Raw genomic sequence first — 26,411 nt, 5'->3', positions numbered from 1 at the left:
CTCGCCGCTTTTTAAGCTGGATTTCCGGACCTTCTTTCGAAAGCAGGAATATTCGAATTCGGTCGTTCAGAGTGAATGGGTTTTGATTCTAATCCAGCGTGCGGCGGAACCGCAGCAGCGCTGTCCCCGCGAACACCAGCACGAACACCACCAACCAGCCGATCTCGGCGGCGATGGCATGGAAGTCGGCGCCCTTCAGCATCACCGCGCGGGTGATGCGCAGGAAATGCGTCAGTGGGAAGATTTCGCCCAGCGCCTGGGCCCAGCCCGGCATGCCGCGATAGGGGAACATGAAGCCGGACAGGAGCAGCGACGGCAGGAAGAAAAAGAAGGTGAGCTGCATCGCCTGCATCTGCGAGCGTGCCATGGTCGAGATCGTATAGCCGAGCAGCACCAGCGACAGCACGAAGACAAGCACCGACGACAACAGCAGCGTCAGGCTGCCGACGAACGGGATATCGAACAGAAGCTTCGCCGCCACCAGCACCACCGCGACCTGCACCGCGCCGACGACAAGGAAGGGCAGCACCTTGCCCAGCATGATCTCGGCCGGGCTGGACGGCATGGCGAGCAGGTTTTCCATCGTGCCGCGCTCGGTTTCGCGGGTCAGCGCCATGGCCGTCATCATCACCATGGTCATCTGCAGGATGACGCCGAGCAGGCCGGGCACGATGTTGTATTGCGAAATGCCTTCGGGATTGTAGCGCTGGTGCACCACCACCTGCAGCTGCTGCCTGGCATCCTCGGCGGCAGCTGCCTGCATGCCTTGCGCGCGCAGCAGCGCCTGGCTCGCCACCGTGCTCAGCGTGGAAATGGCGCCGCTCGCGGCCGACGGATCGGTCGCGTCCGCCTCGATCAGGATCTGCGGATTATCGCCGCGCTCGACTCGGCTAGCGAAGTCGGCCGGGATGGTGACGACGAAGGAAACGTCGCCGCGCGCCATCAGGAATTCCGCCTCTTCGGCGCTCTCGGTCACATGGTCGAAACGATAGTAGCCCGTCACCTGCAGCGCCGAGACCATGGCGCGCGTATACTGGTCGTTGCTCATCGCCACCAGCGCCGTCGGCAAGCCCTTCGGATCGTTGTTGATGGCAAAGCCGAATAGCACCAGCTGCAGCAGCGGCACGCCGAGCATCATGGCGAAGGTGATGCGGTCGCGCCGCATCTGGATGAATTCCTTGATCAGCAGCGCGCCAAGCCGGGCGAAGGAGAAGATGCTGTTCATGCCATATTGTCCTTCGACCCCGACATGAACTGGATGAAGACGTCCTCCAGGCTGGTTTCGCCTGGCGCAACGGTCACGCCTTTGTGCTCCTTCTCGACATCGGCAAGCGCTGCTTCGAGCTTCTTCCCGTCGGAACCGACGACGTGCAGCGTCGCGCCGAACGGCGCCACCTGGTCGACGCCGGGGCGGCCCTGCAGCTCTTCCGCCACCTTGGCGAGCTGTGGCCCCTGCACCACGAAGGTGGTCAGGCCAGCGTTTTTCACCACCTCGGCGACGGTGCCGGTGGCCAGCATCTTGCCGTAGGAGATGTAGCTGATGCGGTGGCAGCGCTCGGCCTCGTCCATGTAATGGGTTGAGACCAGCACGGTCAGCCCGCCGCTGGCGAGGCGATGGATCTCGTCCCAGAATTCGCGCCGCGCCTTCGGGTCGACGCCGGCCGTCGGTTCGTCGAGCAAAAGCAGCTTCGGCTTGTGCATGATGCAGGCGGCGAGCGCCAGCCGCTGCTTCCAGCCGCCGGACAGCGTGCCGGCCAGCTGGTTGCGGCGCGAGGTCAGGCCGAGCTCTTCCAACGTCCTCGCAACGTACTCGCCTACCGGCTTCAGCTGGTAGAGCCGGGCCACGAATTCGAGGTTCTCGCCGATCGTCAGATCCTCGTAGAACGAGAATTTCTGCGTCATGTAGCCGACTTCGCGCTTGATCCTGAGCGACTCAGTGCGGATGTTGAAGCCCAGCACCGTGCCTTCGCCTTCGTCGGGCGTCAGCAGGCCGCACATGATGCGGATGGTGGTGGTCTTGCCCGAACCGTTCGGGCCGAGGAAGCCGACGATCTCGCCCTCGGCGACCGACATCGTCACGTGGTCGACGACGGTCTTGTCGCCGAAGCGCTTGACCAGGCCATGAACGTCGATGGCGTTCATTTTGCCGTTTCCGCAAGATCGACGTCGACGATCTGGCCGGGCTGCAGCAAGCCGGCATCGCCCTCCGGCCGTGCCTCGACCAGATAGACCAGCTTCTGCCGGTTCTCGAGCGAATAGATCACCGGCGGGGTGAATTCGGGATCGGGCGAGACATAGCTGACGCGCGCCTTCACGCCGTCGCCGCAGCCGTCGCAATGAACGGCGAGCAGGCTGCCGATCTTGACCGAGGAGAAGGCGGCCTCCGGTATATAGACGCTGAGCTTCACGGCGCCGTCAGGCAGGATCGAGATGACCGGCGCGGTCGGGCCGGCCGTGTCGCCGGGATTGCGGATGACGTCGTTGACGCGGCCGGGCGAGGGCGCCGCGAGCGTGCGCTTGGACAGCCGCCACTGAGCCTGCTCGAGTGCTGCCTGCGCCTGCTTGACCTGATTGTCGGCGGCCTTGATCGTCTCGGCGCGCGCCGGCAGGCCGCCGACCGCGAGATTGGCCTCGGCCTGGCCGACCTGGGCTTCTGCGGTCTCCAGCGTCGCCGAGGCGGTGTCGTAGTCGGCCTGCGTGCCGGTGCCGCGCTTGAACAGGTCGGCGGCGCGGTCGTATTTGCGCTTGGCATCGTCGGCCTGCGCCTTGGCCATGTCGACCTGTGCCTTGAGTGCGGCGATTTCTTCCGGCCGTTTGCCGACCTGCAGGTCGGCGAGCTGCGCTTGCGCCTGGGCGAGGCTCGCCTGGGCCTGCGCCACCGCGATCTTGGCGTCGGCGCTTTCCAATGTCACCACCGTCGCGCCTGATGTGACGCGATCGCCGCGCTTGACCGAGACGGTCTCGACCTGCGCCACCTCGATCGGTGCCAGCAGCACATAGTCGCCTTCGACATAGCCGACGGCGAGGGGCGCGGCGGGCGCACAGGCACTGAGGAGCTGCGCGGCGAGCGGCAAGGAGCAGAGGAAACTCATTGTTTTGATCCACTTGGGGGTTTTGGTCCCATTGCGGGTTTTGATCGCATTCGGGCAGCCAATATGGCGCTGAGATTGTCCGTCGTGACCGCCACGACCTTGGCGGCCTCGGCGGCGCCGATGTCGTGCCAGCCCATGCGGCGCATCACCGCCTCGCGGCCGATGCGGAAATAGATGACCTGGCCGATCAGCGTGAACACGGTGAGCCGGGTCCGCTCGCTTTCGGCCGGCTCGCCGGTCGCCTGCTCCCAGATCAGACACAGCCGGCGATGCGTCGGCTCGAACACGCCGTCATAGATGCGGTCGAGCGCGGTCGTCGGATGCGACAGCTCGCGCAGCACGAATTGCACGATCTCGCCGGCCTGCGGCTGCGCCAGGATGAAGCTGCCCATCCGCTCCAACGCCGCGAACAGCTGCGCCCGTGCCGCCTCCGGATCGGGTGCCAACGCGGCCTGACCGCTGCCCAGCGCCTGGCCGGCACCCAGCGCCTGGCCGGCAATCGTCTGGATGGTTTCGACGATATAGTCGGCCGCAGCGGCGCGAAGGCCTTCCTTGCCGCCGAAATGATAGGCGATCGAACCGATATTGGCCTGCGCCTCCGCCGCGATTTCGCGGGTCGAGGTCCCGTCGAAACCTTGCCGGCCGAACAGTTTCAGCGCCGCGCGGACGAGAGCGGCACGCGTCAGATCTGCCGGAGAGGTTTCGCGGCGTGGATTTTTGGTGTCAGGCAGTTTGATCATGGCCAGACTTTAATCAATCGATTGATTAAAGTCAACTTGTGTGCAGAGTTGTCTTGCCATCGCCCGCTCCAAACGCTTTAGTGCGCGGCCATGGGCAAGGAAGTCGAGCGCAAGTTCCTGGTCTCCAGCACCGCATGGCGGGGCCTGGTCGAGGCGGATATCCGCATCCTCCAGTTCTATCTCGCCACCGCGCCTGGTCGGACCGTCCGCATCCGCATCAGCGACGGCGTTTCCGCCGAGCTGACGCTCAAATTCGGCAGCAGGGGGCGCGAGCGCGACGAGTTCGAATATCCAATCCCGCTTGCCGAGGCCGTGGAGATGCTGGACTTCGCCGTTGGGCGTGTCATCGAGAAGACACGTCACCATGTTAGGCATCGCGGCTATCTCTATGAAGTCGATGTCTTTGGCGGCGCACTCGCGGGACTTGTGGTGGCCGAACTCGAGACTCCGGAGGATGTGCCGGACGAAATGCTGCCTGACTGGCTCGGCCGTGAAGTGACCGGCGAGCAGAAATTCTACAACGCGTCGCTCGCCCTCGGGGGGATACCGGAGATCGCCGCATGAGCTTTCGCATCGACCCGCGCCTGCCGCTGACCGGCGAGGTCAGACGCATCCTTGGCGAGGAAATCGGCAAGGCACTCCAGCATCTGGATGCCGCGCGCAGCCGGCCGGAACAGGGACTGCACAAATGCCGCAAGCGGCTGAAGAGCGCGCGTGCCTTGCTGCGCCTAGTTCATTCCGGAGACGAAACATTCTGCACGACTGAGAATCTGTGTTACCGCAACGTGGCGGCGCTGCTTGCCGGCCCGCGCGAGGCGATGGCGCTGATCGAGACCATCGATCGGCTGGCGGCGGATTTTCCCAAGGAAAGCGCCGATGGCGGGCTCGATGCCGTGCGCGACAGGCTGATCGCCCGTCAGCACGATCTGCATGAAGGCGCCGGCCTCGAAGCGGCGATCGGCGCGGCGACCGCCGCCTGCGAAGACGGCATGAAGCGGATCGAGAGCCTCGCTCTGCCCGACCAGCCGGAACAGGCGGCCGACGTGCTTGCTGAAGGCGCCCGCGTCACCTTGCGCCGTGCCAGGAAGGCGCTCGAGAGGGCCGGCGCGCGTGGCGCGGCCGACGATTTCCACGATCTGCGCAAGGCCGCCAAGACGCATGGCATGCATCTGTCGCTGCTCGGCAGGCTTTGGCCGACGCCGATCAAGGCGCGGCGCAAGGCGGTCGACGCACTGGGCGAACGGCTCGGCGACCTGCATGACCTGTTCGTCATGCGCGCCCTGCTCGAGGCCGGCGACGAGCCGCTCGGGCCGCGCGAGGACACAAAGCTTCTCGGCAAGCTCCTCAAGCGCTCGGAAAAGAGCCTGAGGAAGTCCTGTCTTGCCGAGGCGGCCGAGCTGTTCGGCGACAGCCCCAAGCATTCGACGAAGAAGCTCGCCCGCAAGGCGCGCGACGACCTGGCCAGCCCGGCGCCGCGCGACGAGACGAGCGCTGCCGCCGGCTGACGAAGCGCCGGCGCCCTGGCACTTCCCCACCGGCCCGTGCTAGTCACGCTCTACCATGACCGCGCCCGGCGACACGCTTCTGGATCGACTTGGCCGCTGGCTCGCCGGCCGGCTGCAGGAAGAATCCTCCGGCTATGAGCCCTACACCCCGTCCGACGCCGAAACACTGCGCCGCACGCTGGAACCCGGCGACATCCTGCTGGTCGAGGGCAACCAGAAGATTTCGGCGGCGATCAAGTACCTCACTCAGTCGACATGGTCGCACGCGGCCTTCTATGTCGGCGATGCCTTGCCCGAGCCGCAAGACGGATCGGAGCGACCGCGGCTGATCGAGGTGACGCTCGCCGAAGGCTGCGTGGCGGTACCCCTGTCGCGCTATCGCACCTACAACACCCGCATCTGCCGAGCAAGTGGGCTGGCGCCGGAGGACCGCGACCATGTCGTCGCCTTCATGATCGGCAAGCTTGGCCTGAAATACGACCTCAAGAACATTTTCGACATGCTGCGCTATTTCTTTCCGACGCCGCCGGTGCCGGTGCGCTGGCGCCGCCGCATGCTGGCCTTCGGCTCCGGCGACCCGACGCGAGCCATCTGCTCCTCGCTCATCGCCGAGGCCTATGGCCAGATCCACTACCCGATCCTGCCCGAGATCACCCATGCGCCGGGCCGCGCTTCTGCGCAGTCTACCTACATGCGCAAGGAAATCCTGCACATTCGCCACCACTCGCTCTACACGCCGCGCGACTTCGACCTGTCGCCGTTTTTCCGCATCGTCAAGCCGACGCTGGAATATGGTTTCGACTACCGGCAGATGGTCTGGGACGACACGGCAAGCACAGACGCCGAAGCCGCAAAGGCTGGAGCAATCGCCTCAGACACGTGAAGGCTTCGGCCTGGGTCAGGACATGCCGCTACAGCGCGGCCTATTCGGCCGAGGTGCAGGCGTTTCATATGGCGGCCTGCATCATGCCGAAATCGCAACAGCGCCCTGGTTTTCGGCTCTGCGTTCGACCCAGACATGGACCGGTTCGTCCCGGCCGCGGATGCTCACCGGTCCATGATCGCGCGCATTCAACCGTGTCGTCGGCGATTCCGCCTTCGCGGCTTCAATCAGTCGTGACCCAAAGCAAATATTCGCCTGAAGCTCACGGCAGAGCGCCTGCAAACGGCTGGCGACGTTGACGGTGTCGCCCACCACCGCGAAGGACAGATTGCGCTCGCTGCCGACCGCGCCGATGACGACCGCGCCATATTGTGCACCGATGCGAACGTCCAGCGGCGGATATCCCCTGGACACACGCTGCACATTCCAGTCTTCGAGAGCGGCGATCATCGCTTCAGCGCACTGGATGGCGCGAGTCGCGTCGTCCTGGCTGGCTAGCGGAACCCCGAATGTCGCCATTATGCAATCGCCGATATAGTTATCGACGGTGCCATGGTGATCGAAAACGACCTGCTCCATGCGACGGTGGAACTGACGCAGAAGTTCGAACACCGCTTCGGCCGGATGATCCTCGGAATAGTGTGTGAAGCCGACGATGTCGGCGAACAGCACCGCAATATCCTGCCGGCGGACCGGGCCGAACGGCTCATCATCCGTGGCAAGCTGGTCGACGACGTTGGGCGAAAAATGCCGGGCGAGATTGGCGCGGGCGCGCTCTGCCTTGACATAGTCTTCCGACAGACGTCGGGAACGAAAGACGACCAGCGCCATGATCGCGCCGATAATCAGGACAACCAACACGTTGGTCGCCTGCGCGAATGTATCGACGAAATTGGGGTTGAGATAGAGGTTCAGTCGCTCTGTCACCGGCAGCGAATAGAGGTTCGTCGCCGGAATGACGGTTCCTGGGTGAGAAATCACCCATCCCACCCCGATCGTCCACGTCAAGGCCGCGAGCGCGCCGAGATAGAGCGCCAATCGTGTCGAAAGGGTCAGCGCGCCAAGGCATACGAAAATCAGCAGGAATTTGAAGCTGCCCTCGCGCAGTTGCATCGCGGCCGGCGCGACCTCCTGGGAAAACGGGTTGGGCGTTACCAGCAGAATGGTCAACAGAATGATGTCCAGCGTACCGACGAGGTAACCGATCCACCATGGCGCCGTGCGACGGCGCGCAAAGAGAAACTGGATCAGGCCGACGAGCTGGAACAGCACGAGGCCCGCCAGCACGAAGAGCAGTGAGGCATCCCAGCGGCTGATCAATGAAAAGAAGCAGGAGATCACAGCGAGCGATGCCGTACGCGCCCAGAACTGCAATGCAGCACCCTGGCGTTCTGCGCGCGCCCGCAAATTTTTCAGGCGCGAATAGCGGCGATGTTCAAGTGTTGGTGCGGTCGGCATGGGATCACTTCGATTTCACGGGGGACGTGCCACGCATTCGGCAAACCCGCCCTCTACAGTCTGGCAAATCAGTGTGCGAATTCTATCATGAATGTTGGTGCCGGATCTGTTCTATCCCGACGCGCCCGACGGCGCGGTCGGCATCGCTGGTCGCATGGCTGGTCCGGGCGGCAAGCTGGTTGCGAATGGTGGCAGTCGGCGCCGGCGGAGCGGTGCGCGACAAGCTCAGCCGCCAGACACAATCCTGCTCGGGATGATTGGTCAGGCCGGCAAGGGACGGCGTCCCTTCGCAGGAGCGGCGGGCTGTGCGCCGGCATCGCGCGGGTGCGGGCCGATCGGCATGATCGCGGGAAACGGCGTCGCCCCAAAGGCAAACGTAAATTTGTAGCCGGTGAGCCCGTCCTCGGGCGTCGTGTGCTGGTCGTGATGGGCGAGCAGTTTGGCGCGCTCGGCCAGCTCTTCGGCCTCGCGGCGCACCATCTCCGCCGTCTCCGGCCGCATCCGCCTGGAGAAGCTGACGAAGGTCGCCTCCTTCTCGATATGGGTGATGGCCCAGCCGATGAAATTCTTGTTGGTCATCTCGAACAGCGGCCTGAGCGGCCCCTCGAAATTCCATTGGATGGGCGTCTCGACCTGCAATCTTGCCGTAAGACCCCGGCCAAGCGCGATCAGGCCAAGCTCCTCGAGGTCGCGCAGATAGAGGAACATCGAGGCTTCGCTCAGGCCTTGCGAACGCATGATGCCTTCGGGCGTGAATTTTTCCGACAGCATGACGAAGATGAACAGCAGCGCCGGACGGCCGGCGAGCCGGCGCTCGATTCCGGGCGCGATGTGGTTGACCGGTCCCGGCCCCCGGTTCATCGAGCCGAGGACGTTTTCCAGCTCGACGCCGGCAGCGGTGCAGATCTCCATCAGCCGGTCGAGCTTGCAGTTGCGCTCGTGGAAGATGCGCTTCACCGTCGGCTCGGAAACGCCCATGCGTTCGGCAAGCTCGCGATAGGTGACACCCCTCGCCTTCAGCGTCCGCTTCAGTGCCTCGAAGATCAGACCGTTCATGGCATGCACCCTCTTGCCGGCAGTTTCGTATCGATATTCGATACTAGCGGTAATCCGGCTTCCGGAAAAGTATCGAAAACCCTAGCTCTCGCCTGTCATCACAGGAGAACAGCCATGAACCGCCTCATCCTCTCAGCCTTCGCCGCCACCATCAGTATAGCGGCCGCGCCATGCGCCCAGGCCGGCGAGCTCTGGCGCGCCACGGGCCTCGAACAGCCGGAATCGGCGCTGTTCGACGCCGCCAACAATCGCATCATCGTCTCCAACATCGTCGGCAATCCCGGCGAGGCCGACGGCAACGGTTATCTCTCGGTGCTATCCACGGACGGCAAAACGATCACCCAGCACTGGACCGACGGCATGGATGCACCCAAGGGCATGGCGATATCGGGCGGCAAGCTCTATGTCGCCGACATCACCAAGGTCCGCGTCGTCGATCTCGCCAGCGGCAGGCTGGTCGCCAGCATCGTGGTGCCGAATGCCGTCTTCCTCAACGACATGACTTCGGACAGCACAGGCAAGGTCTATGTCAGCGACATGCTGGCCGACACGATCTACCGCATCGACGGCGACAAGCCGGAGCTGTTCGTCAGAGACCCGCTGCTCGCTTCGCCCAACGGCGTCTTCGCCGATGGTAACAGGTTGATCGTCGCTTCCTGGGGCAAGGGCATCAAGGCCGACTTCAGCACGGCGGAGCCGGGCGGGCTGCTGTCGGTCGACCTTGCCAGCAAGGCGATTTCACCGCTGCCCGGCGCGCAGGAATTCGCCGACCTCGATGGCGTCATCGCCATCGGCGACACCATCTATGCCACCGCCTACATGACCGGCACGCTCTACCGATACAAAGCCGGCGGTGCGCCGGAGGCGGTGGCGCATTTCAAACCGGGCAGCGCCGACATCGGCACCGACGGCAAGTCGATCCTCTATGTGCCGCTGATGAACGAGGGCGAGGTCGCGGCGCTGAAGCTCGATTGAGAGCCGGCGCCGCGGAGCGGATCTACGCGACCCCTCGCTAACGGCCGTGGAATGGACCGTGCTACGACGGTCCATCGCACGGCGATGGTGGTCACGGAGGTTTGACATGGACGGCCGAGAAATCCGGGCGGCTCTGGATCGCCACTGGGCTGCATCCGATGCCGGTGACTTCGAGGCGGAACATGAGATCTACCGGGAGGATGCGGTGCTCGACTATCCGCAATCGGGCGAGCGCATCCGCGGGCGGCGCAACATCCAGTCGTCGCGCGCCGCGCAGCCGAACCGCAAGCGCTTCAGCGTGCGGCGGATCACCGGCACGGATGACCTCTGGGTCACCGAATATGTCCTGACCTATGACGGGCGGCCATCCTACACGGTCAGCATCATGGAGTTTCTCGACGGCAAGGTAGCCCGCGAGACCCAGTATTTCGGCGACCCGTTCGAGCCGGGACCGTCGCGCGCGCAATGGGTCGAGCGGATACCGTGAGCCAGAGGGATGATCATCCGCCGATCGCTCGTGCGGAGCTGCCGAACGACACGGTCGCTCTCGCCCGCTTCCTCATCGGCAAGCTGGTGACGCGCGAACTGCCTGAAGGCATTGTCAGCGGCCGCATCGTCGAGACCGAGGCCTATGTCGTCGGCGACGCCGCCGGGCATGGTTTCAGGGGGATGACCCCGCGCAACCGTTCGCTGTTCCTCGAGCGCGGCCACGCCTATGTCTATCTCGCCTATGGCGTCTCCATGATGCTCAATGTCTCGAGCGAGATGCAGGGGATCGGCACCGGTGTCCTGATCCGGGCGCTCGAGCCGCTCGAAGGCATCGAAATCATGCGGCAGAACCGCGGCGTCGAGCGCCTGCGCGACCTGGCGCGCGGGCCCGGTCGACTGGCGGCGGCGTTGCGGATCGATCGTTCGCTCGACGGACTCGACCTCTGCCAGAAGGGCCCATTATGGCTTGCAAGCGATGACTTCGAGCCAGGCGAGATCGGGCAAGGCATCAGGATCGGCATTTCCAGGGATGCCGACCGGCTGCTGCGATTCTATGTCAGGGGCAGCTCGTTCGTCAGCGGCCCGAAATCGCTTCAGGAATAAGAGCCAGCTTTCGCAGCGCGGCGCGCTCAGACGGCGATTTGCAACGTTCCGTAACGCTTGACCTCGGCCTCGATCTCCCTGACCAAGGTCTCGAGCGCGGGGTTTCTGGGAGCGCGGGCGCGCCTGATGACATAGGCCAGGTCTGGAGGCTTGGGGAATTTGTCGTCGACAATCTCCATGTCGGGCTGCAGGTAGCGCTGGCTCAAGAGTGCGACGCCGAGCCCGGCGGTCACGCCTGCAACGATTCCGGCTGCGCTGGAGCATTCGAACACGGTCTCCAACACCCTATCCTCGTCCTGCCCGACGTCGATGCCCCAGCGCCGGTAAAAGCAATTCTCATCGAAGGACAGAAACGGCACCGGCTTCCCGGTCGACAGGACCAGGTCGCGCGATTTCACCCAATGCAGCGTCTCGCGGAACAGGAGGATGTCGGCGGGGCGGACCTCGTGCTGGAACACCTGGATGATGGCGGCATCAAGGGCTCCCTGGCTGAGCTGCTCCTGCAAGACGAGGCTCATGCGCACCTGCGTGCGGACGCTCACCTCCGGGTAGAGCCGGCGAAACCGGCCAAGAATGCGCGAAAGGTCCGTGCAGGTCGTATCCTCGGTCATTCCCAGCGCGATCTTGCCTTGCAAAGGGCTTTTCGACAGGCTCAGGACCGCCTCGTCATGGATGCCCAGAATGCGCCGCGCATAGCCAAGCAGGTCCTGCCCCGCCGTGGTGAACATCGGCGCGTTGGCTTTCCGGGTGAGGATTTCGCAGTCGAGGCTCGTTTCGAGTCTTCTGATCTTGTGGCTGACGGCTGACTGCGACAGGCCGAGAATCTCGGCCGCGCGCGTCACGCCGCCGTGCTTCTCGATCGCGACCAGGGCGCGCAAGGCGTCGACATCCAGGCGGCGGCTCATCAGTCCGGCCATGACAATCCTCGCTCGAAACAAAAGAGACACGCCAATTTCTGATCCTCTGATGCCTTTCAGGCAAGCTGATATGCTCGTTTTCGGACTGTTTCATCATCGTATCGAAATTTGTCATGTGCAAAGCCGCGTGCATGCCGTCAATAGTCCGCGCCAAAATTGGCCGTGATCCGCTTTCGGGTCACGGGCGCCTGACCAAAGAGATGCCATGACGCTCCTACTGCACGCCAAAGCCCATCGCCTCGTATGGCCAATGATGGCAACGGCGCTGGTCGTCAGCTGGAGTTCCGGCTTCGTCGGCATCCGCTACGCCAGCGAGAATGCCGATGTCATGCTGGTGCTGTTCTGGCGGACACTGATGTCCGGATTGATCCTCTTGCCATTTGCTCTCCTGATCGGACCGCGCATCAGTGCCCGTGCCCTGGTCCAGCAGATGGCCTTCGGCGTGGCGATGATGTTCCTCTATCTCGGCGGATTCGCGCTTGCCATCGGCCAGCGCGTGCCGACCGGCCTTGTCGCGCTGATTTCCGATCTTGTGCCGCTCGCCATCGCGGCCTTGTCGCAGCCTGTCCTGGGACACCGGTTGACCGGGAGACAATGGATCGGAACGGCTCTCGGCGTGACGGGCGTTCTCATCGTCTCGCTGGACAGCCTGAGCCTCGGGACAGCCCCGGCCTGGGCATATGTGTTGACGGTTGCTTCCATGGTGGTTCTGGCGCTGGCAACCCTGGTGCAGAAGCGGACGGGGACGATCAATATGCCCATCCATCAGAGCCTGTGCATTCAATGCCTGACGGCAGCAATCCTTTTCGCCGCTTGCGCCGAATGGAATGGCGGGCTGATGCCACCCGTCGATACCCGGTTCGGATTCGGCATCGCCTGGCTGGTGCTGTTTTCGACCTTCTTCTGCTACGGCACGTATTATGCAAGCCTGCGCCTCTACACGGCCTCACAGGTCAGCAGCGTGATCTATCTCAGCCCACCGGTGACGATGCTCTGGGGCTGGTCGCTGTTCGGCGAGCCGCTTTCGAAGGCGATGTTGGTTGGCCTTGCGGTGACACTGTTCGGCGTCTGGTTCACCTCTTCAGGCAGCGCGGCATTGAAGGACTTTCAGCCCAGTCGGCAGCATATCGGCTAATCCCGAGGCGAAATCGCCCTCACGATTGATCGCGATCCACGCCGGCATCGCTTCACGCATGGACATCAAGGAGGTAACCTCATGAAACTCACAGATTTCAAAGCCCTGACCTTCGACTGCTACGGCACCCTGATCGATTGGGAATCCGGCATGATCGACGGCCTGAAGCCGCTGACCGAACGGGCCGCCCGCAAATTGAGCCGGAACGACATTCTGGAGGCGCACGCCCGGCACGAAGCCAGCCAGCAGAAATGGACGCCGGGGAGACGCTACCGCGACCTTCTGCCGATCGTTTACAAGCGACTTGCGGAAGAGTGGGGTGTCATCGTCACCCCTGAGGAATGCGTGGCGTATGGCGAAAGCGTGAAGGATTGGCCGGCTTTTGCCGACTCCGCGGAAGCCTTGCAGTACCTCAAAAAGCACTACAAGCTGATCATCCTCTCCAACGTCGACAACAAAAGCTTCTCGTTCAGCAACAAGAAGCTCGGCGTGGATTTCGACGCGATCTATACCGCGGAAGATATCGGCTCCTACAAGCCTTCCGACCGGAACTTCGACTATATGCTCGAAAAGCTCGGTACGATCGGGATAGAGAAGCGAGAGATCCTGCACACCGCGGAAAGCATGTTCCACGATCATGCTCCCGCCAACCGCTTCGGCCTGACATCGTGCTGGATCTATCGCCGGCATGCGGATCAGGGCTTCGGCGCCACGATGAACCCCGGCGACGTCCCGACGGTGGATTTCCGCTTCGACAGCATGGCCGACCTAGCGAAGGCGCACGCGGAAGAATTGCGGGGCTGATATCCGAGCCGCCAGGCTGCCTAAAGCGCGTCGCGTTGAAACGGATTCATGCGACGCGCTTTAGATCTTTGTTTTTTATGCATGTCGTTCTCCCAAAACCGAGGTCACTTTTGGGCGACATGCACTAGTGCGTGACAGCACGCGCCGGTGTCCCCGCCAGCTGTGCCCGCGCGTCCTTGATCGACGCGGCGTAGGTCACCAGCGGCCGCTTGACGCCGTGGTTGATCAGCATGCGTCGTATTTGCGGCGCCGCACCTGCTATGATGAAGCGGACGCCGGCGCGGCTCGCCTTGCGCGCCGCGCTTTCGATGACATTGGCCGCCGTCGAATCGAAGAGCGGCACGGCGGAACAGTCGAGGATGAAATTCTTGCGCTGGTCGGCGATGCGGTCGAGCACGCTGCCGACAGTGGAGGCGGCGCCGAAGAAGAAGGCGCCCGAGATGCGGTAGACGACGGTGTCGGCGTCGCTCGCCTCGCTGGCATCATAGGCGCCGGCGGCGTTGACGCTGTCGGCGACATCGTCCTGCAGCAGGTCCGCCTCGACCGCAACGGACTTGGCCATGCGGTCGATGAACAGGATCGAGCCGAGCGCGAAGCCGACGACGATGCCTTCGGTCAGGTCGCGGAAGACGACGATCAGGAAGGTCGCCATCAGCACCAGCGCATCGCCGCGCGACGCACGCAACAGCGTCGCAAAAGCCTGCTTCTCGAACATGTTCCAGCAGACCACCGCCAGCACGCCGGCAAGGGCGGCGAGCGGGATGTAGCTGGCGAGCGGTGCGGCCACCAGCATCAGCACGAGCAGGATCGCCGAATGGACCATGCCCGAGACCGGTCCGTGCGCGCCGGCGCGCACATTGGTGGCGGTGCGGGCGATGGTGCCGGTGGCGCAGATGCCGCCGAACAGGGCCGACGCGATGTTGGCGAAGCCTTGCGCCACCAGCTCGCAATTCGAACGGTGCCGCCGGCCCGTCATGCCGTCGGCGACGACGGCCGACAGCAGCGATTCGATGGCGCCGAGCAGCGCGAAGGCGATGGCGTCCGGAAGAACCTCGATCATCCTGTCGAGGCTGATTGGCGGGAGGCCGGGCCATTGCAGGCTGCGCGGGATGCCGCCATAGCGCGTGCCGATCGTCTCGGCCGGCAGCGCAAACAATGCCACGACGAGGGAGGCGAGGCCGATGGCGACCAGCATGGCCGGCCATTTCGGCCGCCAGTGCTTCAAGAAGGCGATGGTCGCGATGGTGAGCAGCGCGACGAAGGTCGCCGCGGGATTGATCGTGTCGGCCGCTTGGCCAAGCGCAATCAGCTTCGGCACGAACGGTCCGGGCTCCTTGCCCGGCAGAGTCAGGCCGAACAGTTCGGCGATCTGGCCGGAGAAAATGATGACGGCAATGCCGGCGGTGAAGCCGACGGTGACCGGATAGGGGATGAACTTGATGTAAGTGCCGAGCCTGAGATAGCCGATGGCAAGCAGGAAGACGCCGGCCATCATCGTTGCCAGGAGCAGGCCATCGACACCGACACGCGCCACCGTCGCCGCCACCAGCACGATGAAGGCGCCAGCCGGCCCGCCGATCTGGAAGCGGCTGCCGCCGAGCGCCGAGATGATGAAGCCGCCGACAATGGAGGTGTAGAGACCGCGCTCCGGCGTCACGCCGGAGGCGATGGCAATCGCCATCGACAGCGGCAGCGCCACGATAGCGACGGTCAGCCCGGCCATGAAGTCGGCCTTGAACTGCGGCAGGTGGTAGCCCTCGCGCCAGACCGTCACCAGCTTGGGCGTGAACAGTTCGGCAAATGTCGGCTTTGCCGACCCTTGGGCCGATTTTTGGCCGGGCTTATGAGCCGGTTGATGCACTGCCCGCCGTGTCTGATCCATGGACTGCCTTCCACACATGAAGGCGGCGGGATCGTCGGCAGGAGTGTCGGCGGTCGCCGTCGCGACTTATGCCGGCTCAGCCTTGGGATCTGGCGGCACGGCGGGTTTGAGGCGCACGCCCCTGCCGCCGCGCTCGCTGGCCTGGTTCTCGCCGATCAACTCCACCCCGGCCTCATCGAGCGCCTGGATGACCTTCATCAGCGTGTCGACCACCCCCCGGACCACGCCATCGCTCGCTTCCATGCGCTGGATGGTCGGAAGCGAAACGCCGGCGCGCTCGGCGAGCGTCTTCTGGTCGATGCCGGCCAAGGCCCTTGCGGCACGCATCTGCGCGGCAGTGATCATCGGCCGGACCCCATGTCTGAGTCTGCAGGAATAACGTATAATACCATTATCATGATGTTTCAAGCATCAGTATGAATGTCTGAGGCGTAAGCCTTCGCCTGATTGTCCATTTTTTCCGATACGTCCCGAGGAGTGCAGGCTAGGGTGTTGCTCATCTGGGGCGGGGGGTAACGCGGTTGAATATTTTTCAAGGCCTTAATGACATCGGCATGCTTGCTGTCGACGGTTCTGGCACTGGCAGGCTGTGGCGGACACCTCATCAACAGATTGATCTGAGCGCAAGCCCGAGGAGCGCGGTCAGGCGCCATCAGGCATCGTCGCTCACCACCTTGCGCCGCTGCAGAAGCCGCGCCACCAACCAGCACAGCATCGCCCAGGCGAAGCCCGCGCACCAGCCCGCCAGCACATCCGACGGCCAGTGGACGCCGAGATAGATGCGGCTGACGCCGACCAGCACCGTCGTCAGCACGGCGAGCGACAAGACGTAGATCTTCGTTGCCCGGCCATGCACGAAGCGCGCCGCGAGCGAACCGAGCGTGAGATAGGTCACCGCCGACAGCATGGCGTGGCCGCTCGGGAAGGAAAGCGACGTCTCGCTGACCAGATGCGAAACGAGTTCGGGCCGCGGCCGGTCGACGCCGAGCTTCAGCAGGCTCGACAGCACCTGGCCGCCGGCCACGGCAACGAAGATGAGAAGCGCAGTCCCGGGCCTGCGGATCAACATGAGATAGATGACCGTCGCCGCCGTGATCAGCACCAGCACGCTGGCGCTGCCGAGGCTGGTGATGTCGCGCACCGCCCCTTCCAGCCATGGCGGGCCTAAGGGAATGCCGGGCTGGCCCGCCTGGCGGAAGGCAAGCAGGATTTCGGTGTCGAAGGCGTGCGGCGTGGTGGCACGCGCCACCTCCATCAACTCCTCGAACCCCCACAGCCCGCCGGCGATGACCAGGCCGGCCAGCAGGACCGGGAATTCGATGCGGTTGAGCAAGGTGCTTGCAGTGTCTTTCATCGAGTCTTCATCTCGGTCAACGCCCCTGCAGATAGGGCCCGAGCGTGATCAGCGCCACGGCGGCGATCGCCAGCACGATGCCGCTGGCCTGCAGCGCATTGACGCGTTCGCCGAAAAACACCAGCGCCACGACGTTAACCGAGACCAGCTGGATGACCGCCGAGAGGCTGAACGACACCGACATGCCGAATTCGCGAATCAGCCGCAGCATGATCAGATTGCCCAGCGAATAGAGCGCGAGGGTCAAAAGGATCTTGCCCAGGCTCGGCGCCAGTCCCCATTGCTTGGCGGCGGTCGCCGCCAAAAGGAAGATCACCGTCGAAAAGCCAAGCTGCAGCAATCCCGAAAAACTCAACGTCCGTCCCCTTCAAAGCGGCTGCGCCGCATGTGCCGCGGACCTTGTTTCCGAAGCACGCCGAGACGTCAAGCGACCTCGTTCTAACGAAGGCCTTGGCAACGGCAAGACTGAGGCTCAATGTACCGCTGTCGCCCGGCTGTCGATGGAGGGGGCGGTCAGGGGCTCATGATTCGTATTCTGCGGAACTTGGCGCGGCGCTGGAGCGAGCTTTCTCTTGCTCTGCAATTCCTCGTTGCCGGCGGCTTTGGCCTTCTGGCCGTCATGCTCGTGGTGGGCTCCTGGGTGACTTCGCAGATCCGAGACGGCGTCACCCGCAATTCGGCCGCCACGACGGCGCTCTATGTCGATAGCGTGATCGCGCCGCTGCTGCCCGACCTGCGCAAAAGCGAGGAGCTCAGCGACTCCGTCAAGCAGGCGCTCGACGAGACGCTCGGCCAGGGCGCGCTCGGCAAGCGGCTGGTCTCGTTCAGGCTCTGGCGCCGCGACGGCACGATCCTCTATTCGAAGAACTCGGCTTTGATCGGCCGCCGCTTCGACCTGAACGGCCATCTGCGTTCCGCCTTCCAAGGCAGCGTCGTTGCCCAGTTCGACACGTTCGACGACAACGAAGACAAGGAGCGGTCCGCGGGCGTACCGTTGCTGGAGATCTACAATCCCGTTCGCGAGCCTTGGTCCGGCGAAGTGGTGGCCGTCACCGAATTCTACGAGGTCGCCAGCGATTTCAAGGCCACACTGGCTTCCGCCCTGCTGTCGAGCTGGCTGGTCGTGGCCGGCACCACCTTGGCGGCCTTTCTGCTCCTGTCGGGCATCGTGCTGCGCGCCAGCCGCACCATCGACGATCAGCGCGGGGCGCTGCGCCGCCAGGTGGCGGAGTTGCAGGGGCTGGTGACTCAAAACAGCGCCTTGCGGCAGCGTGTGCAGCGGGCGTCCCGCCGCGCCACCGCACTCAACGAACGATATCTGCGCCGGATCGGCGCCGACCTGCATGACGGACCGGCGCAGCTCGTGGCCCTGGCGGCGCTGCGCATGGACAGCCCGATCTTTTCCGGCGACGGCCATTGGGGCGAAAACCGCTCGACCGAGGTCGCGATGATCCGCAAGACGCTGGAGGATGCGATGCGCGAAATACGCGGTATCTGCACCGGCCTCGTGCTGCCGCAGATAGAGACGGCCGCCACGATGGACATATTGCGGCTGGCCGTTGACGAACATCAGCGCCGGACGGGAACGTCGGTGACGCTCACACTGCCCAGGCATTTGCCCGAACCCGGCGCCTCCGAGAAGATCAGCATCTATCGTTTCGTGCAGGAAGGGCTGAACAACGCCTATCGCCACGGGCGGGCCAAGGACCAGGCGGTGCGCGCCGGTATGAAGAGCGGCAGGCTTTTTGTCGAAGTGTCGGATGGCGGGCCGGGCTTCGACCCGGCGCGGGTCGAGGGGCTGGGGCTCGCCGGCCTCAGGGAGCGGGTCGAAAGCATTGGCGGCCAGTTCCAGACCTTGACCGGAGCGCAAGGCACGCGATTGGTGATCAGTCTTTCGATTGAGGAGCAAGCATGATTGGGGTCATTCGGATTGCCATTGTCGACGATCACCCGCTGTTTCGCGAAGGTGTGACGCGCAGCCTGTCGGAGATCGGAGGCTTCGAGATCGTCGGCGAGGGGGCGACGGCGCAGGACGCCGAACGCATCGCCTCGACGGTGCAGCCCGACATATTGCTGCTCGACATCTCCATGCCGGGCGGCGGCCTGACCGCGGTTGCAAGCATCCTTACCGACCATCCCGAACAGAAGATCGTCATGCTGACTGTTTCGGAGGCCAATGCCGATGTAACCAAGGCCCTGAACGCAGGGGTGCAAGGCTATATCCTCAAGGGTGTCGGGTCGCGCGCGCTCGCCGACATCCTGCACAACGTGGCGGCCGGCGAGAGTTATCTGACGCCGACGCTGTCGGCGCGGCTGCTTTCCGATCTCCAGTCGCCGCACCCTGCCGACGGCGTGGCGGATCGGTTGCGGCATCTGACCGAACGACAGACGGAAATCCTGCGGCTGGTGGCGGAAGGGCTCTCAAACAAGGAGGTTGCCTTGCGCCTGGAGCTGCAGGAGAAGACGGTCAAGCACCACATGACCGGGGTGCTGTCGAAACTCCATGTGCGAAACCGCACTGAAGCGGCTCTCATGATGCGCGAGCTGCGCGACCGGGACAGGAACCGCCCCTAAGGCATGCATAAAGACAAAAATCCGAGGCGCGTCGCATGAATCCGTTTCAACGCGACGCACTCCAGGCCATCGCGGCGAGGGCCGAATAAAAAGAAGTCACCTCCGCCGGGGGCGGCGGAGGTGACTTGTGAAGCTGGTCGTTGCCTGTTGACCAGCCCTACAAGGCCTTCAGACGGCTGACATCGTCCGGCGTGGCCCGGCGGTCGATAATCGTGCGACCCAGCGCATCCTGCATCCTGAAACGGCCGTTCTCGATGTTTTCAGTTATGCCGTCGGGATGCGTGACCGTGATCTTGTTGCCGTTTACCTCGACCTTATCGCCGGTCGCTGTGTTGACATGGCTGGCGCCTTGGTCGTTCTGGCCCTTGCCGGATCCCGTGTCGCCGCCACCGTCATCCGTTCCGGAATTGCCGCCGTTTCCATTCCCGTTGCCGTTGTTGCCGCCACCGCTGTTGCCACCGCTGTTGCCGCCGCCATTGCCCCCGCTGTTGCCCCCGCTGTTGCCGCCGCCGTTGCCGCCGCCATTGCCGCCACTGTTGCCGCCGCCATTGCCACCGCCGTTACCGCCGCCATTACCACCATTGGCAGCCTGTGCGTATGCGGCATCGATTGCAGGGGCGGAGCCGTGCAGGGCAATTCGATAGGGAATAATGGTCAGCGCCAGAGCAGCCGACGAGACGAGCGCAAGCCGGCGACAACGGGCCGTGATCGATCCGTGCATCCTGATCTCCGTCGATTGAGCCGGTGCCCACCCCAAAGTTGCAGTGCACCCAACAACATCCCCGAAAGATGTAGTGACTGGAAGCGACCTGCGACCGTTGCGGTTGTCCTCCAGGACCTTTGCAAGCGCAAGGTTGGACCAAAGTCTGATGTCGTGCGTGACGAGTCGCATCGCCTCGGGCATTGGTGCTTGTATGATGTCACGAAAATGTGATCGGCCTGACGTAAGGGGTCGAACAGGCAACAAGCTCCAGCCACTCCAAAGCCAGAGGCCTCATGACCGAACATCGCTCCCCCGACGCCCGATTCCGCACCAGCCTGCTCGAGGAAAACGAAGGCCCGGCCATCAATCCCACCGACAACCGCACCATGGGCGAGATCATCGCCGCGCGGTTCTCGCGCCGGGGTTTCCTGAAGGGATCACTCGCCGTCTCGGCGATCGCCGCCACCGTCAGCCCGCTGGCCATGATCGCCGCGGACGATGCCCGCGCCGCGGAAGGCTCCGCCTTCAAATTCGACGAGCTCCAGGCCGGCATCGACGACAAGCATCACGTCGCGCCGGGCTACGACGCCGACGTGCTGTTGCGCTGGGGCGATCCGCTGTTTGCCGATTCACCGGAGTTCGACCCGACGAAGCAGTCGGCGCAGGCCCAGGCGAAACAGTTCGGCTACAACAACGACTATGTCGGCTATATCGCGATCGACGGCTCGGCCGAGCACGGGCTGCTGGTGGTCAACCACGAATACACCAACCCGCATCTGATGTTCCCGGGCATCGTTTCGATCGTCGAGAAGGACGGGAAGAAGAAGGCCGAGGTCGCCCCGCTCTCGAAGGAGCAGGTCGATGTCGAGATGGCGGCGCATGGCGGCACCATCGTCGAGATCCGCAAGGAGGGCGGCAAGTGGCAAGTGGTGCGTGACGGCAAGCTCAACCGCCGCATCACCTCCACCACCGAAATGGCGCTCTCCGGTCCGGTCGCCGGCCATGACCGCGTCAAGACCAATGCCGATCCGTCCGGCACCAAGGTGTTCGGCACTTTCAACAATTGCGCCGGCGGCGTCACGCCGTGGGGCACCTATGTGATGGCCGAGGAGAACATCCACGGCTATTTCTCCGGCGAACTGCCGGAAGACCACAAGGAAGCCGCCAACTACAAGCGGCTCGGCATTCCGGAGGGCGCCTACGAATGGGGCGCGCATTACGACCGCTTCAACCTCGCCAAGGAGCCGAACGAGCCCAATCGCTTCGGCTGGGTCGTCGAGGTCGACGTCAACGATCCGACCTCGACGCCGAGGAAGCGCACCGCCATGGGCCGCTTCAAGCATGAAGGCGCCGAATCGATCGTCGCCAAGGACGGCCGCGTCGTCTTCTATCTCGGCGACGACGAACGCTTCGACTATGTCTACAAATTCGTCACCAAGGGCGCCTTCAACGCCAACGACCATGCCGCCAACAAGGACCTGCTCGACGACGGCACGCTGCATGTCGCCAAATTCGCCGAGGACGGCACGGTCGACTGGCTGCCGATCGTCTTCGGCCAGGGGCCGCTGACGGCGGAAAACGGCTTCGCTGGCCAGGCCGACGTGCTGATCGAGACGCGGCGCGCCGCCGATCTGCTCGGCGCCACCAAGATGGACCGGCCCGAGGACATCCAGCCCAATGGGGTCAACGGCAAGGTCTATGTCATGCTGACCAACAATTCGAAGCGCAAGGCCGACCAGGTCGATGCCGCCAACCCGCGCGCCGAAAATGCCTTCGGCCACATCATCGAGATCACCGAGACCGACGGCGATTTCACCGCCACCAAGGGCAAATGGGAAGTGCTGTTGAAATGCGGCGATCCCTCGGTTGCCGATGTCGGCGCCACCTTCTCGACGGCGACGACGGCCAATGGCTGGTTCGGCATGCCCGACAATTGCGCGGTCGATTCGGCCGGGCGCCTGTGGGTCGCCACCGACGGCCAGGGCCCAAAGGCCACCGGCCGCACCGACGGCCTGTGGGCGGTCGACACGGAGGGGGCTGCACGGGCGACCTCGAAACTGTTCTTCCGCGTGCCGATCGGCGCCGAAATGTGCGGCCCGCTGTTTGCACCGGATGATCAGACCGCCTTCGTCGCCGTCCAGCATCCGGGCGATGGCGGCGAGGATTGGGACGGTTTTGGCCGCCCGTCCTACTATGAGGATCCGTCGACGCGCTGGCCCGATTTCAAGCCCGACATGCCGGTGCGGCCGTCGGTCGTCGCCATCACCAGGCAAGGCGGCGGCAAGATCGCGGTTTGATCTCGGGCGCCGGTTTGCAGCCTTGGGAGGGGGTTCGGTTCCCGAATGCCCCTCCTTCGGCATGAAGCCTATTCAAGCTCCGGGAAAGATTGGCAATTTACAGGTGGCGCCCTAACTCCTCCTTCAGGAGACCGCCATGTCGAAGTCCGTCTATGATCGTGGCCTGCTCAAGCCCGCCGATATCGCCAGGCTGCAGCGCGTCTTTGACGAAGCCTGCCTCAAGCGCGAAGCCCACCCCGATTCGCCGCAAGCGCGCGAAATCGCCCTGACCCTGCTCGCCCTCCACAATGCCGGTATGGTCGACGAGGAGATGCTGACGGACGCCGTCGGTTTCCGGCGGCTGGAACCGAAATCGGCGTGAGATAACGCTTCATTCCGCGGACGTCTGGCTGTCGGTGGGCGGCACGACGGTGGGCGCAACCGGACCGGCGTCCTTCGCGTGGCCGATCACCCATCCCAGCACCACGACGATCAGCCCGAAGGAAAACAGGATTTCGGCAATGGCCGCGATCTTCGCCGTCATCGTCAGCGGTTTGATGTCACCGTAGCCGACGGTCGCCATTGTAACCGCGCTGAAATAGATACAGTCGACAATTGTTGCCGCGGACGGCACGAAGATAAGCTTGTCGAACCAGTTGACCCAGGGCGACCAGCCGCCCTCCGGCATCGGGCGCAGGAGCCCATCATAGGCGACGCCGTCGGTTAACAGGGCGATGTAGTAGTGAACCGCCGCGAAGAAGATCATCGTGGTCGCGACGAGCTGCAGCACCTGGAAGACCGGCCGCGCAAAACTTCTGAGTTGCGACGCCGACAGGAAACTGACGAATGTGATGTAGAGGTAGTGGGCCGCGACGATAAGTGTGAGCGGACCCCAGAGGAAAATCACGGTGACGGGAAGGACGATGTTGAGCTTCGCGCCAGGCTCAAGACCGCGCCACAGGAAGTCGACAAGGCTGGAGACCACGACGACGCAACAAACCAGCAGGAACGCGACAAGACCGACATAGAGTGCTGCAAGTGGCACAAGCGAGATGGGATGCCGGCTAACGAAATCCAGATAGGCCCGATGGCAATCCCGCACGGAATGCCATTTTTTCCTTATCCACCGGCCCACAGCCATAGAGGAGTACCTCCGCTTCCCCGGCAGAATGTACCAACTGCTTACTCTTTGCACCTCGCCAATTATCCGGCGCGCTGAACCACATTCATCGTGGTCCTCAAGCGGAAGCCGATGGGATCAGCCGCCCGAGGGCCGAGAGGAGCCGGCGATCCGTCTGGCGATCGCCTTGCCCAAGATGGCGGCATTGGCGAAGCAGCCGCGAATGCTCGGCCGCATGCCGGTGAACCACAGGCCGGGCAGTTTCGGGTCGGCGTCGCCGCCGTTGAAGAGCGGGACGCCCTTGCTGTCGAGCACCCCGAGATTGCCGACCATGCGCTCCAGCCCGGTGCGGTAGCCCGTCGCGGCAATGACGATGTCGGGATCGATCAGGCTGCCATTGGCCAGGGTCACGCCGTCGCGGCTGAATTCCCGTATGGCCGGCACCACGGTGATCTTGCCCGATTTGATGGCGTCGACGGCGCCGTCATCCGCAGCGATCGCGGTGTAGTCGGAGGTCAGCCGGCTGGCGCCGCCTGACGGCGCGGGCGGCATGCCGAATTTGGTGAGATCGCCGAAAACCAGGCGCTGCGTCACGGCGATCGCTGCATCGGCGACGCGCAACGGCAAGCGCGCCATGAGCGGCGAAAGCCGGTGCACGGCGATCTGGCCGATGCGCTTGGGCAGAAGGGCTGGACCGCTGCGGGCCGACAGCCAGAGAGAAGCCGTGTCCACGCCGGCCAGATGGTTGAGGGCGTCGAAGCCCGAATTGCCGGCGCCAACGACCAGCACCTTCTTGCCGGCATAGGACTTGGCGTCGCCGAAATCCGCCGAATGGATGATCCGGCCGGCGAAGGCCTCTATGCCCTTCCACTGCGGCGTGAAGGGCTCCTTGTCGCGGCCGGTGGCGACGACGACATGGCGCGCCAGGCGCGAGCCGGTGCTGGTGCGCACCGCCCAATGGTCGCCCCGGAACACGATGGTCTCGACGGCGACGCCAAACTCCACCGGCAGCCGGTTCGCCTCGCGGAAATCGTTCATATGGCGGATAACGACGCTCTTGGGTGGAAAGGCGGGGGTATCCCCGGGATAGGCAAGGCCGGGCAGTGCCGAGAGATCGCGATGGGTGTTGAGATGCAATTGCTGGTGCCGCCGATGCCAGGGCTCGGCCAGCCGGCTCTCCTTTTCCAGGATCGCCACCGGCACGCCGGCCTTGATCAAAGCCTGCGCGACAGCCAGTCCGGCGGCGCCGGCGCCAATGACGATCGCCGGCTCGACTGCCACCACCTGCTCCATCATCGGTCCGGTCGTCGTATCAGCCATTCACTCTTAAAACCCATTCAACCACTCCAGCATCCCAACAAGCTCGCAGGACGCTGTAACCGTTTGATCGCGCGCAAACCCATACAGCAGATCGGTGCCGATTGCCGAGGCCTGTGCCGAGCCGCTTGCGCTCCAGAGCATTGCGCCGCCAGGCGCAAACAACTCTCATCGCGGAAATGCGGCCAAAACAACGACATGGAGCGGATTGTCCGCTTCTGTCGGAAACCATGCAGCCCTATATGGCATATCGGCGGCATCGGCGATAATCAGGTCGCGGCAATGTGATTGATTCGAGTTCCGGGGGGCTGGCGGATCTCGTTACCGACGCAGGAATCCGAAACCGCAGCGATTTCGGCTTCCCGCGAAAAATCAAGACGCCGTGGCGCGTCCAGCGTGTCGAAAGGCACGTCGCGCCACAGACGGTACGCGGAATCTCGACCATGCCCTCCTTGCGGATCTATTTCGACAAAATCCTAGAGGGCGCCTCGCCCAAGGTCGAGCGCCAGGCACTGACGCATGCCGAACGCCTGGCGATTGTCCGCCGCCATGGCGACTTCTCGCTCGCCTATTCCAGTGCCGTACAGCACAAGCTGTCCTATTTTGGCGACGCCGACGGCTACATCGCGTTCGGGACCAAGATGAAGCATCATTTCGCGCTCGGCGACCCGGTGGCGGCGCCGGCCCGGCGGCCAGACTACATCAGGCGCTTCGTCGAGACCGCCGGCGACCCGTGGTTCGTGCAGATCAGCGAAGACACGGCGCGCGTGCTGGCCGGGCTCGGCTACAAGGTCAACCGGCTGGGCATCGACACAAGCCTCGTCCTGCCCGAGCATGACTTTTCCGGCAAGCGCAACGAGACCGTGCGCTATTCTGAGCGCTGGCTCTTGAAGAAGGGCTTCTCGTTCGAAGAAGACAAGCGGACGGTCTTCCTCGACGAGATCGCCCGGCTTTCCGAGAACTGGCGGGGCGACCGCATCGTCAAGCGCTGGGAGATGGGTTTCCTCAACCGCCCATTCTACGATCAGCTCGGCACCGACATGCGCCGCTTCGTCCTGCATGGGCCCGATGGCGAGCTGATCGCGCTGCTCGATTTCGATCCGTTGTTCCGCGACGGCAAGGTCATCGGCTACACCACCGCCTTCAAGCGCAAGCATATCGACGCCTCGCCGCATGCCGAAATCGGCCTGACCAAATTCGCCGTCGACCGGTTTCGCGAAGAGGGCATATCGGTGGTGACGCTTGGCCTGTCGCCGCTCGTCGATATCGGGCCGAGCGGATTTGCCGAAAGCGAGTTCTGGCGCAACGCTTTCCAGCGCGCCTATGATTCGCCCTGGGTCAACCGGCGCCGGTTCAACCTGCAGGGCCAGGCAGCATTCAAGCGCCGATTCCATGGCGTGGAAGAGCCGGTCTACATCGCCTTCCGCGAGGGGACCTATATCGAGATGCTGGGGTTGCTGCGGCTGGTCAAGGCCATTTGAGGTTCTGGTTCCTCTCCCCCACTTCGAGGAACCCAGGTTTGGCTACG

Annotated in this window: 27 protein-coding genes; 13 read left to right on the top strand and 14 right to left on the bottom strand. The window is 63.9% G+C overall.

Going from position 1 to position 26,411, the window contains the following annotated elements:
• Positions 1–88: 88 nt before the first annotated feature.
• The 4 genes from CKW40_RS26850 to CKW40_RS26835 are packed head-to-tail and all read right to left on the bottom strand — an operon-like array spanning position 89 to position 3,832.
• Positions 89–1,225, bottom strand: coding sequence for an ABC transporter permease (locus CKW40_RS26850; RefSeq protein WP_095202858.1), 1,137 nt, complete (start codon positions 1,223–1,225; stop codon positions 89–91).
• On the bottom strand, positions 1,222–2,142 hold the full coding sequence (locus tag CKW40_RS26845; RefSeq protein WP_095202857.1) for an ABC transporter ATP-binding protein: 921 nt from the start codon (positions 2,140–2,142) through the stop codon (positions 1,222–1,224). The genes CKW40_RS26850 and CKW40_RS26845 overlap by 4 nt, the downstream gene beginning before the upstream one ends.
• Entirely contained in the window at positions 2,139–3,092 is a 954-nt protein-coding gene (locus CKW40_RS26840) for an HlyD family secretion protein (protein WP_095202856.1), read from the bottom strand. Before CKW40_RS26840 ends, CKW40_RS26845 begins: the two co-directional genes overlap by 4 nt.
• Complete coding sequence (locus tag CKW40_RS26835) at positions 3,089–3,832, bottom strand: CerR family C-terminal domain-containing protein (RefSeq protein ID WP_095202855.1); 744 nt, start codon at positions 3,830–3,832, stop codon at positions 3,089–3,091. The genes CKW40_RS26840 and CKW40_RS26835 overlap by 4 nt, the downstream gene beginning before the upstream one ends.
• Before the next feature lie 90 nt (positions 3,833–3,922).
• On the opposite strand from CKW40_RS26835, the gene CKW40_RS26830 reads away from it, so the two are divergent.
• From CKW40_RS26830 to CKW40_RS26820, 3 genes are read left to right on the top strand one after another with little or no spacing between them, the layout of a single operon-like run.
• Positions 3,923–4,396: a CYTH domain-containing protein gene (locus CKW40_RS26830; protein ID WP_095202854.1), complete on the top strand. Its 474-nt coding sequence runs from the start codon at positions 3,923–3,925 to the stop codon at positions 4,394–4,396.
• Positions 4,393–5,337, top strand: coding sequence for a CHAD domain-containing protein (locus tag CKW40_RS26825; RefSeq protein WP_095202853.1), 945 nt, complete (start codon positions 4,393–4,395; stop codon positions 5,335–5,337). The genes CKW40_RS26830 and CKW40_RS26825 overlap by 4 nt, the downstream gene beginning before the upstream one ends.
• 55 nt (positions 5,338–5,392) lie before the next feature.
• The gene (locus CKW40_RS26820; protein WP_095202852.1) at positions 5,393–6,220 is read left to right on the top strand and encodes a C40 family peptidase; all 828 of its coding nucleotides are present in this window, start codon (positions 5,393–5,395) and stop codon (positions 6,218–6,220) included.
• An 81-nt stretch (positions 6,221–6,301) separates the two neighbouring features.
• Here the strand turns inward: CKW40_RS26820 and CKW40_RS26815 are convergent, their stop codons facing one another.
• On the bottom strand, positions 6,302–7,678 hold the full coding sequence (locus tag CKW40_RS26815) for an adenylate/guanylate cyclase domain-containing protein (protein WP_095202851.1): 1,377 nt from the start codon (positions 7,676–7,678) through the stop codon (positions 6,302–6,304).
• Between the two features lie 261 nt (positions 7,679–7,939).
• Positions 7,940–8,734 carry a helix-turn-helix domain-containing protein gene (locus tag CKW40_RS26810; RefSeq protein WP_095202850.1) on the bottom strand — a complete coding sequence of 265 codons (795 nt, stop codon included), beginning with the start codon at positions 8,732–8,734 and terminating at the stop codon, positions 7,940–7,942.
• A gap of 114 nt (positions 8,735–8,848) precedes the next feature.
• Here CKW40_RS26810 and CKW40_RS26805 point away from each other — a divergent pair, with 114 nt between their 5' ends.
• From CKW40_RS26805 to CKW40_RS26795, 3 genes are all read left to right on the top strand, one after another.
• Positions 8,849–9,709 carry an SMP-30/gluconolactonase/LRE family protein gene (locus tag CKW40_RS26805; protein WP_095202849.1) on the top strand — a complete coding sequence of 287 codons (861 nt, stop codon included), beginning with the start codon at positions 8,849–8,851 and terminating at the stop codon, positions 9,707–9,709.
• Between the two features lie 106 nt (positions 9,710–9,815).
• On the top strand, positions 9,816–10,196 hold the full coding sequence (locus CKW40_RS26800; protein WP_095202848.1) for a nuclear transport factor 2 family protein: 381 nt from the start codon (positions 9,816–9,818) through the stop codon (positions 10,194–10,196).
• Positions 10,175–10,801 carry a DNA-3-methyladenine glycosylase gene (locus tag CKW40_RS26795; protein WP_095202847.1) on the top strand — a complete coding sequence of 209 codons (627 nt, stop codon included), beginning with the start codon at positions 10,175–10,177 and terminating at the stop codon, positions 10,799–10,801. Before CKW40_RS26800 ends, CKW40_RS26795 begins: the two co-directional genes overlap by 22 nt.
• Positions 10,802–10,827: 26 nt before the next feature.
• Here CKW40_RS26795 and CKW40_RS26790 read toward each other — a convergent pair whose 3' ends face one another.
• Complete coding sequence (locus tag CKW40_RS26790) at positions 10,828–11,718, bottom strand: LysR family transcriptional regulator (protein WP_095202846.1); 891 nt, start codon at positions 11,716–11,718, stop codon at positions 10,828–10,830.
• A 205-nt stretch (positions 11,719–11,923) separates the two neighbouring features.
• Between CKW40_RS26790 and CKW40_RS26785 the strand changes: the two genes are divergently transcribed.
• Together CKW40_RS26785 and CKW40_RS26780 are read left to right on the top strand one after the other, a co-directional pair.
• Positions 11,924–12,853: a DMT family transporter gene (locus tag CKW40_RS26785; RefSeq protein WP_095202845.1), complete on the top strand. Its 930-nt coding sequence runs from the start codon at positions 11,924–11,926 to the stop codon at positions 12,851–12,853.
• 81 nt (positions 12,854–12,934) lie between these two features.
• Positions 12,935–13,657, top strand: a complete 723-nt coding sequence (locus CKW40_RS26780) for a haloacid dehalogenase type II (RefSeq protein WP_095202844.1) — start codon at positions 12,935–12,937, stop codon at positions 13,655–13,657.
• A gap of 124 nt (positions 13,658–13,781) precedes the next feature.
• Here the strand turns inward: CKW40_RS26780 and CKW40_RS26775 are convergent, their stop codons facing one another.
• The 4 genes from CKW40_RS26775 to CKW40_RS26760 form a co-directional block, all read right to left on the bottom strand.
• Positions 13,782–15,539, bottom strand: a complete 1,758-nt coding sequence (locus tag CKW40_RS26775; RefSeq protein ID WP_095202843.1) for a SulP family inorganic anion transporter — start codon at positions 15,537–15,539, stop codon at positions 13,782–13,784.
• Between the two features lie 66 nt (positions 15,540–15,605).
• Positions 15,606–15,884: a helix-turn-helix domain-containing protein gene (locus tag CKW40_RS26770; RefSeq protein WP_013528670.1), complete on the bottom strand. Its 279-nt coding sequence runs from the start codon at positions 15,882–15,884 to the stop codon at positions 15,606–15,608.
• Positions 15,885–16,191: 307 nt separating this feature from the next.
• On the bottom strand, positions 16,192–16,893 hold the full coding sequence (locus CKW40_RS26765) for a phosphatase PAP2 family protein (RefSeq protein WP_095202842.1): 702 nt from the start codon (positions 16,891–16,893) through the stop codon (positions 16,192–16,194).
• A gap of 16 nt (positions 16,894–16,909) precedes the next feature.
• Positions 16,910–17,248, bottom strand: coding sequence for a hypothetical protein (locus CKW40_RS26760; protein WP_027054900.1), 339 nt, complete (start codon positions 17,246–17,248; stop codon positions 16,910–16,912).
• Positions 17,249–17,416: 168 nt separating this feature from the next.
• Here CKW40_RS26760 and CKW40_RS26755 point away from each other — a divergent pair, with 168 nt between their 5' ends.
• Entirely contained in the window at positions 17,417–18,808 is a 1,392-nt protein-coding gene (locus tag CKW40_RS26755; RefSeq protein WP_095202841.1) for a sensor histidine kinase, read from the top strand.
• Entirely contained in the window at positions 18,805–19,467 is a 663-nt protein-coding gene (locus CKW40_RS26750) for a response regulator (protein WP_095202840.1), read from the top strand. The genes CKW40_RS26755 and CKW40_RS26750 overlap by 4 nt, the downstream gene beginning before the upstream one ends.
• Positions 19,468–19,624: 157 nt before the next feature.
• Here CKW40_RS26750 and CKW40_RS26745 read toward each other — a convergent pair whose 3' ends face one another.
• On the bottom strand, positions 19,625–20,188 hold the full coding sequence (locus CKW40_RS26745; RefSeq protein ID WP_095202839.1) for a hypothetical protein: 564 nt from the start codon (positions 20,186–20,188) through the stop codon (positions 19,625–19,627).
• Between the two features lie 275 nt (positions 20,189–20,463).
• On the opposite strand from CKW40_RS26745, the gene CKW40_RS26740 reads away from it, so the two are divergent.
• A complete protein-coding gene (locus CKW40_RS26740) occupies positions 20,464–22,467 on the top strand; it encodes a PhoX family protein (protein ID WP_095202838.1) in 2,004 nt (667 codons plus the stop codon).
• Positions 22,468–22,603: 136 nt separating this feature from the next.
• Positions 22,604–22,828, top strand: coding sequence for a hypothetical protein (locus CKW40_RS26735; protein WP_095202837.1), 225 nt, complete (start codon positions 22,604–22,606; stop codon positions 22,826–22,828).
• A 9-nt stretch (positions 22,829–22,837) separates the two neighbouring features.
• Here CKW40_RS26735 and CKW40_RS26730 read toward each other — a convergent pair whose 3' ends face one another.
• Positions 22,838–23,548: a potassium channel family protein gene (locus CKW40_RS26730; RefSeq protein ID WP_179298120.1), complete on the bottom strand. Its 711-nt coding sequence runs from the start codon at positions 23,546–23,548 to the stop codon at positions 22,838–22,840.
• A 156-nt stretch (positions 23,549–23,704) separates the two neighbouring features.
• Positions 23,705–24,886 (bottom strand): flavin-containing monooxygenase, encoded by a 1,182-nt coding sequence (locus tag CKW40_RS26725; protein WP_095202835.1) that lies wholly within the window; start codon positions 24,884–24,886, stop codon positions 23,705–23,707.
• A gap of 440 nt (positions 24,887–25,326) precedes the next feature.
• Here CKW40_RS26725 and CKW40_RS26720 point away from each other — a divergent pair, with 440 nt between their 5' ends.
• Positions 25,327–26,364: a phosphatidylglycerol lysyltransferase domain-containing protein gene (locus CKW40_RS26720; protein WP_095202996.1), complete on the top strand. Its 1,038-nt coding sequence runs from the start codon at positions 25,327–25,329 to the stop codon at positions 26,362–26,364.
• Positions 26,365–26,411 lie beyond the last annotated feature (47 nt).

This window comes from Mesorhizobium carmichaelinearum (genome assembly GCF_900199455.1).
Lineage (GTDB): Bacteria > Pseudomonadota > Alphaproteobacteria > Rhizobiales > Rhizobiaceae > Mesorhizobium > Mesorhizobium carmichaelinearum.
This window is presented reverse-complemented; position numbering and strand designations above follow the sequence as displayed.

Bases quoted from the DNA above. Each gene is read 5' to 3' on its own strand.
- CKW40_RS26735 (WP_095202837.1), top strand. From the start codon at position 22,604: ATGTCGAAGTCCGTCTATGATCGTGGCCTGCTCAAGCCCGCCGATATC.
- CKW40_RS26825 (WP_095202853.1), top strand. From the start codon at position 4,393: ATGAGCTTTCGCATCGACCCGCGCCTGCCGCTGACCGGCGAGGTCAGA.
- CKW40_RS26770 (WP_013528670.1), bottom strand. From the start codon at position 15,884: ATGATCACTGCCGCGCAGATGCGTGCCGCAAGGGCCTTGGCCGGCATC.
- CKW40_RS26795 (WP_095202847.1), top strand. From the start codon at position 10,175: ATGGGTCGAGCGGATACCGTGAGCCAGAGGGATGATCATCCGCCGATC.
- CKW40_RS26745 (WP_095202839.1), bottom strand. From the start codon at position 20,188: ATGCACGGATCGATCACGGCCCGTTGTCGCCGGCTTGCGCTCGTCTCG.
- CKW40_RS26850 (WP_095202858.1), bottom strand. From the start codon at position 1,225: ATGAACAGCATCTTCTCCTTCGCCCGGCTTGGCGCGCTGCTGATCAAG.
- CKW40_RS26800 (WP_095202848.1), top strand. From the start codon at position 9,816: ATGGACGGCCGAGAAATCCGGGCGGCTCTGGATCGCCACTGGGCTGCA.
- CKW40_RS26840 (WP_095202856.1), bottom strand. From the start codon at position 3,092: ATGAGTTTCCTCTGCTCCTTGCCGCTCGCCGCGCAGCTCCTCAGTGCC.
- CKW40_RS26755 (WP_095202841.1), top strand. From the start codon at position 17,417: ATGATTCGTATTCTGCGGAACTTGGCGCGGCGCTGGAGCGAGCTTTCT.
- CKW40_RS26805 (WP_095202849.1), top strand. From the start codon at position 8,849: ATGAACCGCCTCATCCTCTCAGCCTTCGCCGCCACCATCAGTATAGCG.
- CKW40_RS26845 (WP_095202857.1), bottom strand. From the start codon at position 2,142: ATGAACGCCATCGACGTTCATGGCCTGGTCAAGCGCTTCGGCGACAAG.
- CKW40_RS26725 (WP_095202835.1), bottom strand. From the start codon at position 24,886: ATGGCTGATACGACGACCGGACCGATGATGGAGCAGGTGGTGGCAGTC.
- CKW40_RS26765 (WP_095202842.1), bottom strand. From the start codon at position 16,893: ATGAAAGACACTGCAAGCACCTTGCTCAACCGCATCGAATTCCCGGTC.
- CKW40_RS26790 (WP_095202846.1), bottom strand. From the start codon at position 11,718: ATGGCCGGACTGATGAGCCGCCGCCTGGATGTCGACGCCTTGCGCGCC.
- CKW40_RS26750 (WP_095202840.1), top strand. From the start codon at position 18,805: ATGATTGGGGTCATTCGGATTGCCATTGTCGACGATCACCCGCTGTTT.
- CKW40_RS26810 (WP_095202850.1), bottom strand. From the start codon at position 8,734: ATGAACGGTCTGATCTTCGAGGCACTGAAGCGGACGCTGAAGGCGAGG.
- CKW40_RS26815 (WP_095202851.1), bottom strand. From the start codon at position 7,678: ATGCCGACCGCACCAACACTTGAACATCGCCGCTATTCGCGCCTGAAA.
- CKW40_RS26785 (WP_095202845.1), top strand. From the start codon at position 11,924: ATGACGCTCCTACTGCACGCCAAAGCCCATCGCCTCGTATGGCCAATG.
- CKW40_RS26830 (WP_095202854.1), top strand. From the start codon at position 3,923: ATGGGCAAGGAAGTCGAGCGCAAGTTCCTGGTCTCCAGCACCGCATGG.
- CKW40_RS26775 (WP_095202843.1), bottom strand. From the start codon at position 15,539: ATGGATCAGACACGGCGGGCAGTGCATCAACCGGCTCATAAGCCCGGC.
- CKW40_RS26720 (WP_095202996.1), top strand. From the start codon at position 25,327: ATGCCCTCCTTGCGGATCTATTTCGACAAAATCCTAGAGGGCGCCTCG.
- CKW40_RS26740 (WP_095202838.1), top strand. From the start codon at position 20,464: ATGACCGAACATCGCTCCCCCGACGCCCGATTCCGCACCAGCCTGCTC.
- CKW40_RS26780 (WP_095202844.1), top strand. From the start codon at position 12,935: ATGAAACTCACAGATTTCAAAGCCCTGACCTTCGACTGCTACGGCACC.
- CKW40_RS26820 (WP_095202852.1), top strand. From the start codon at position 5,393: ATGACCGCGCCCGGCGACACGCTTCTGGATCGACTTGGCCGCTGGCTC.
- CKW40_RS26835 (WP_095202855.1), bottom strand. From the start codon at position 3,832: ATGATCAAACTGCCTGACACCAAAAATCCACGCCGCGAAACCTCTCCG.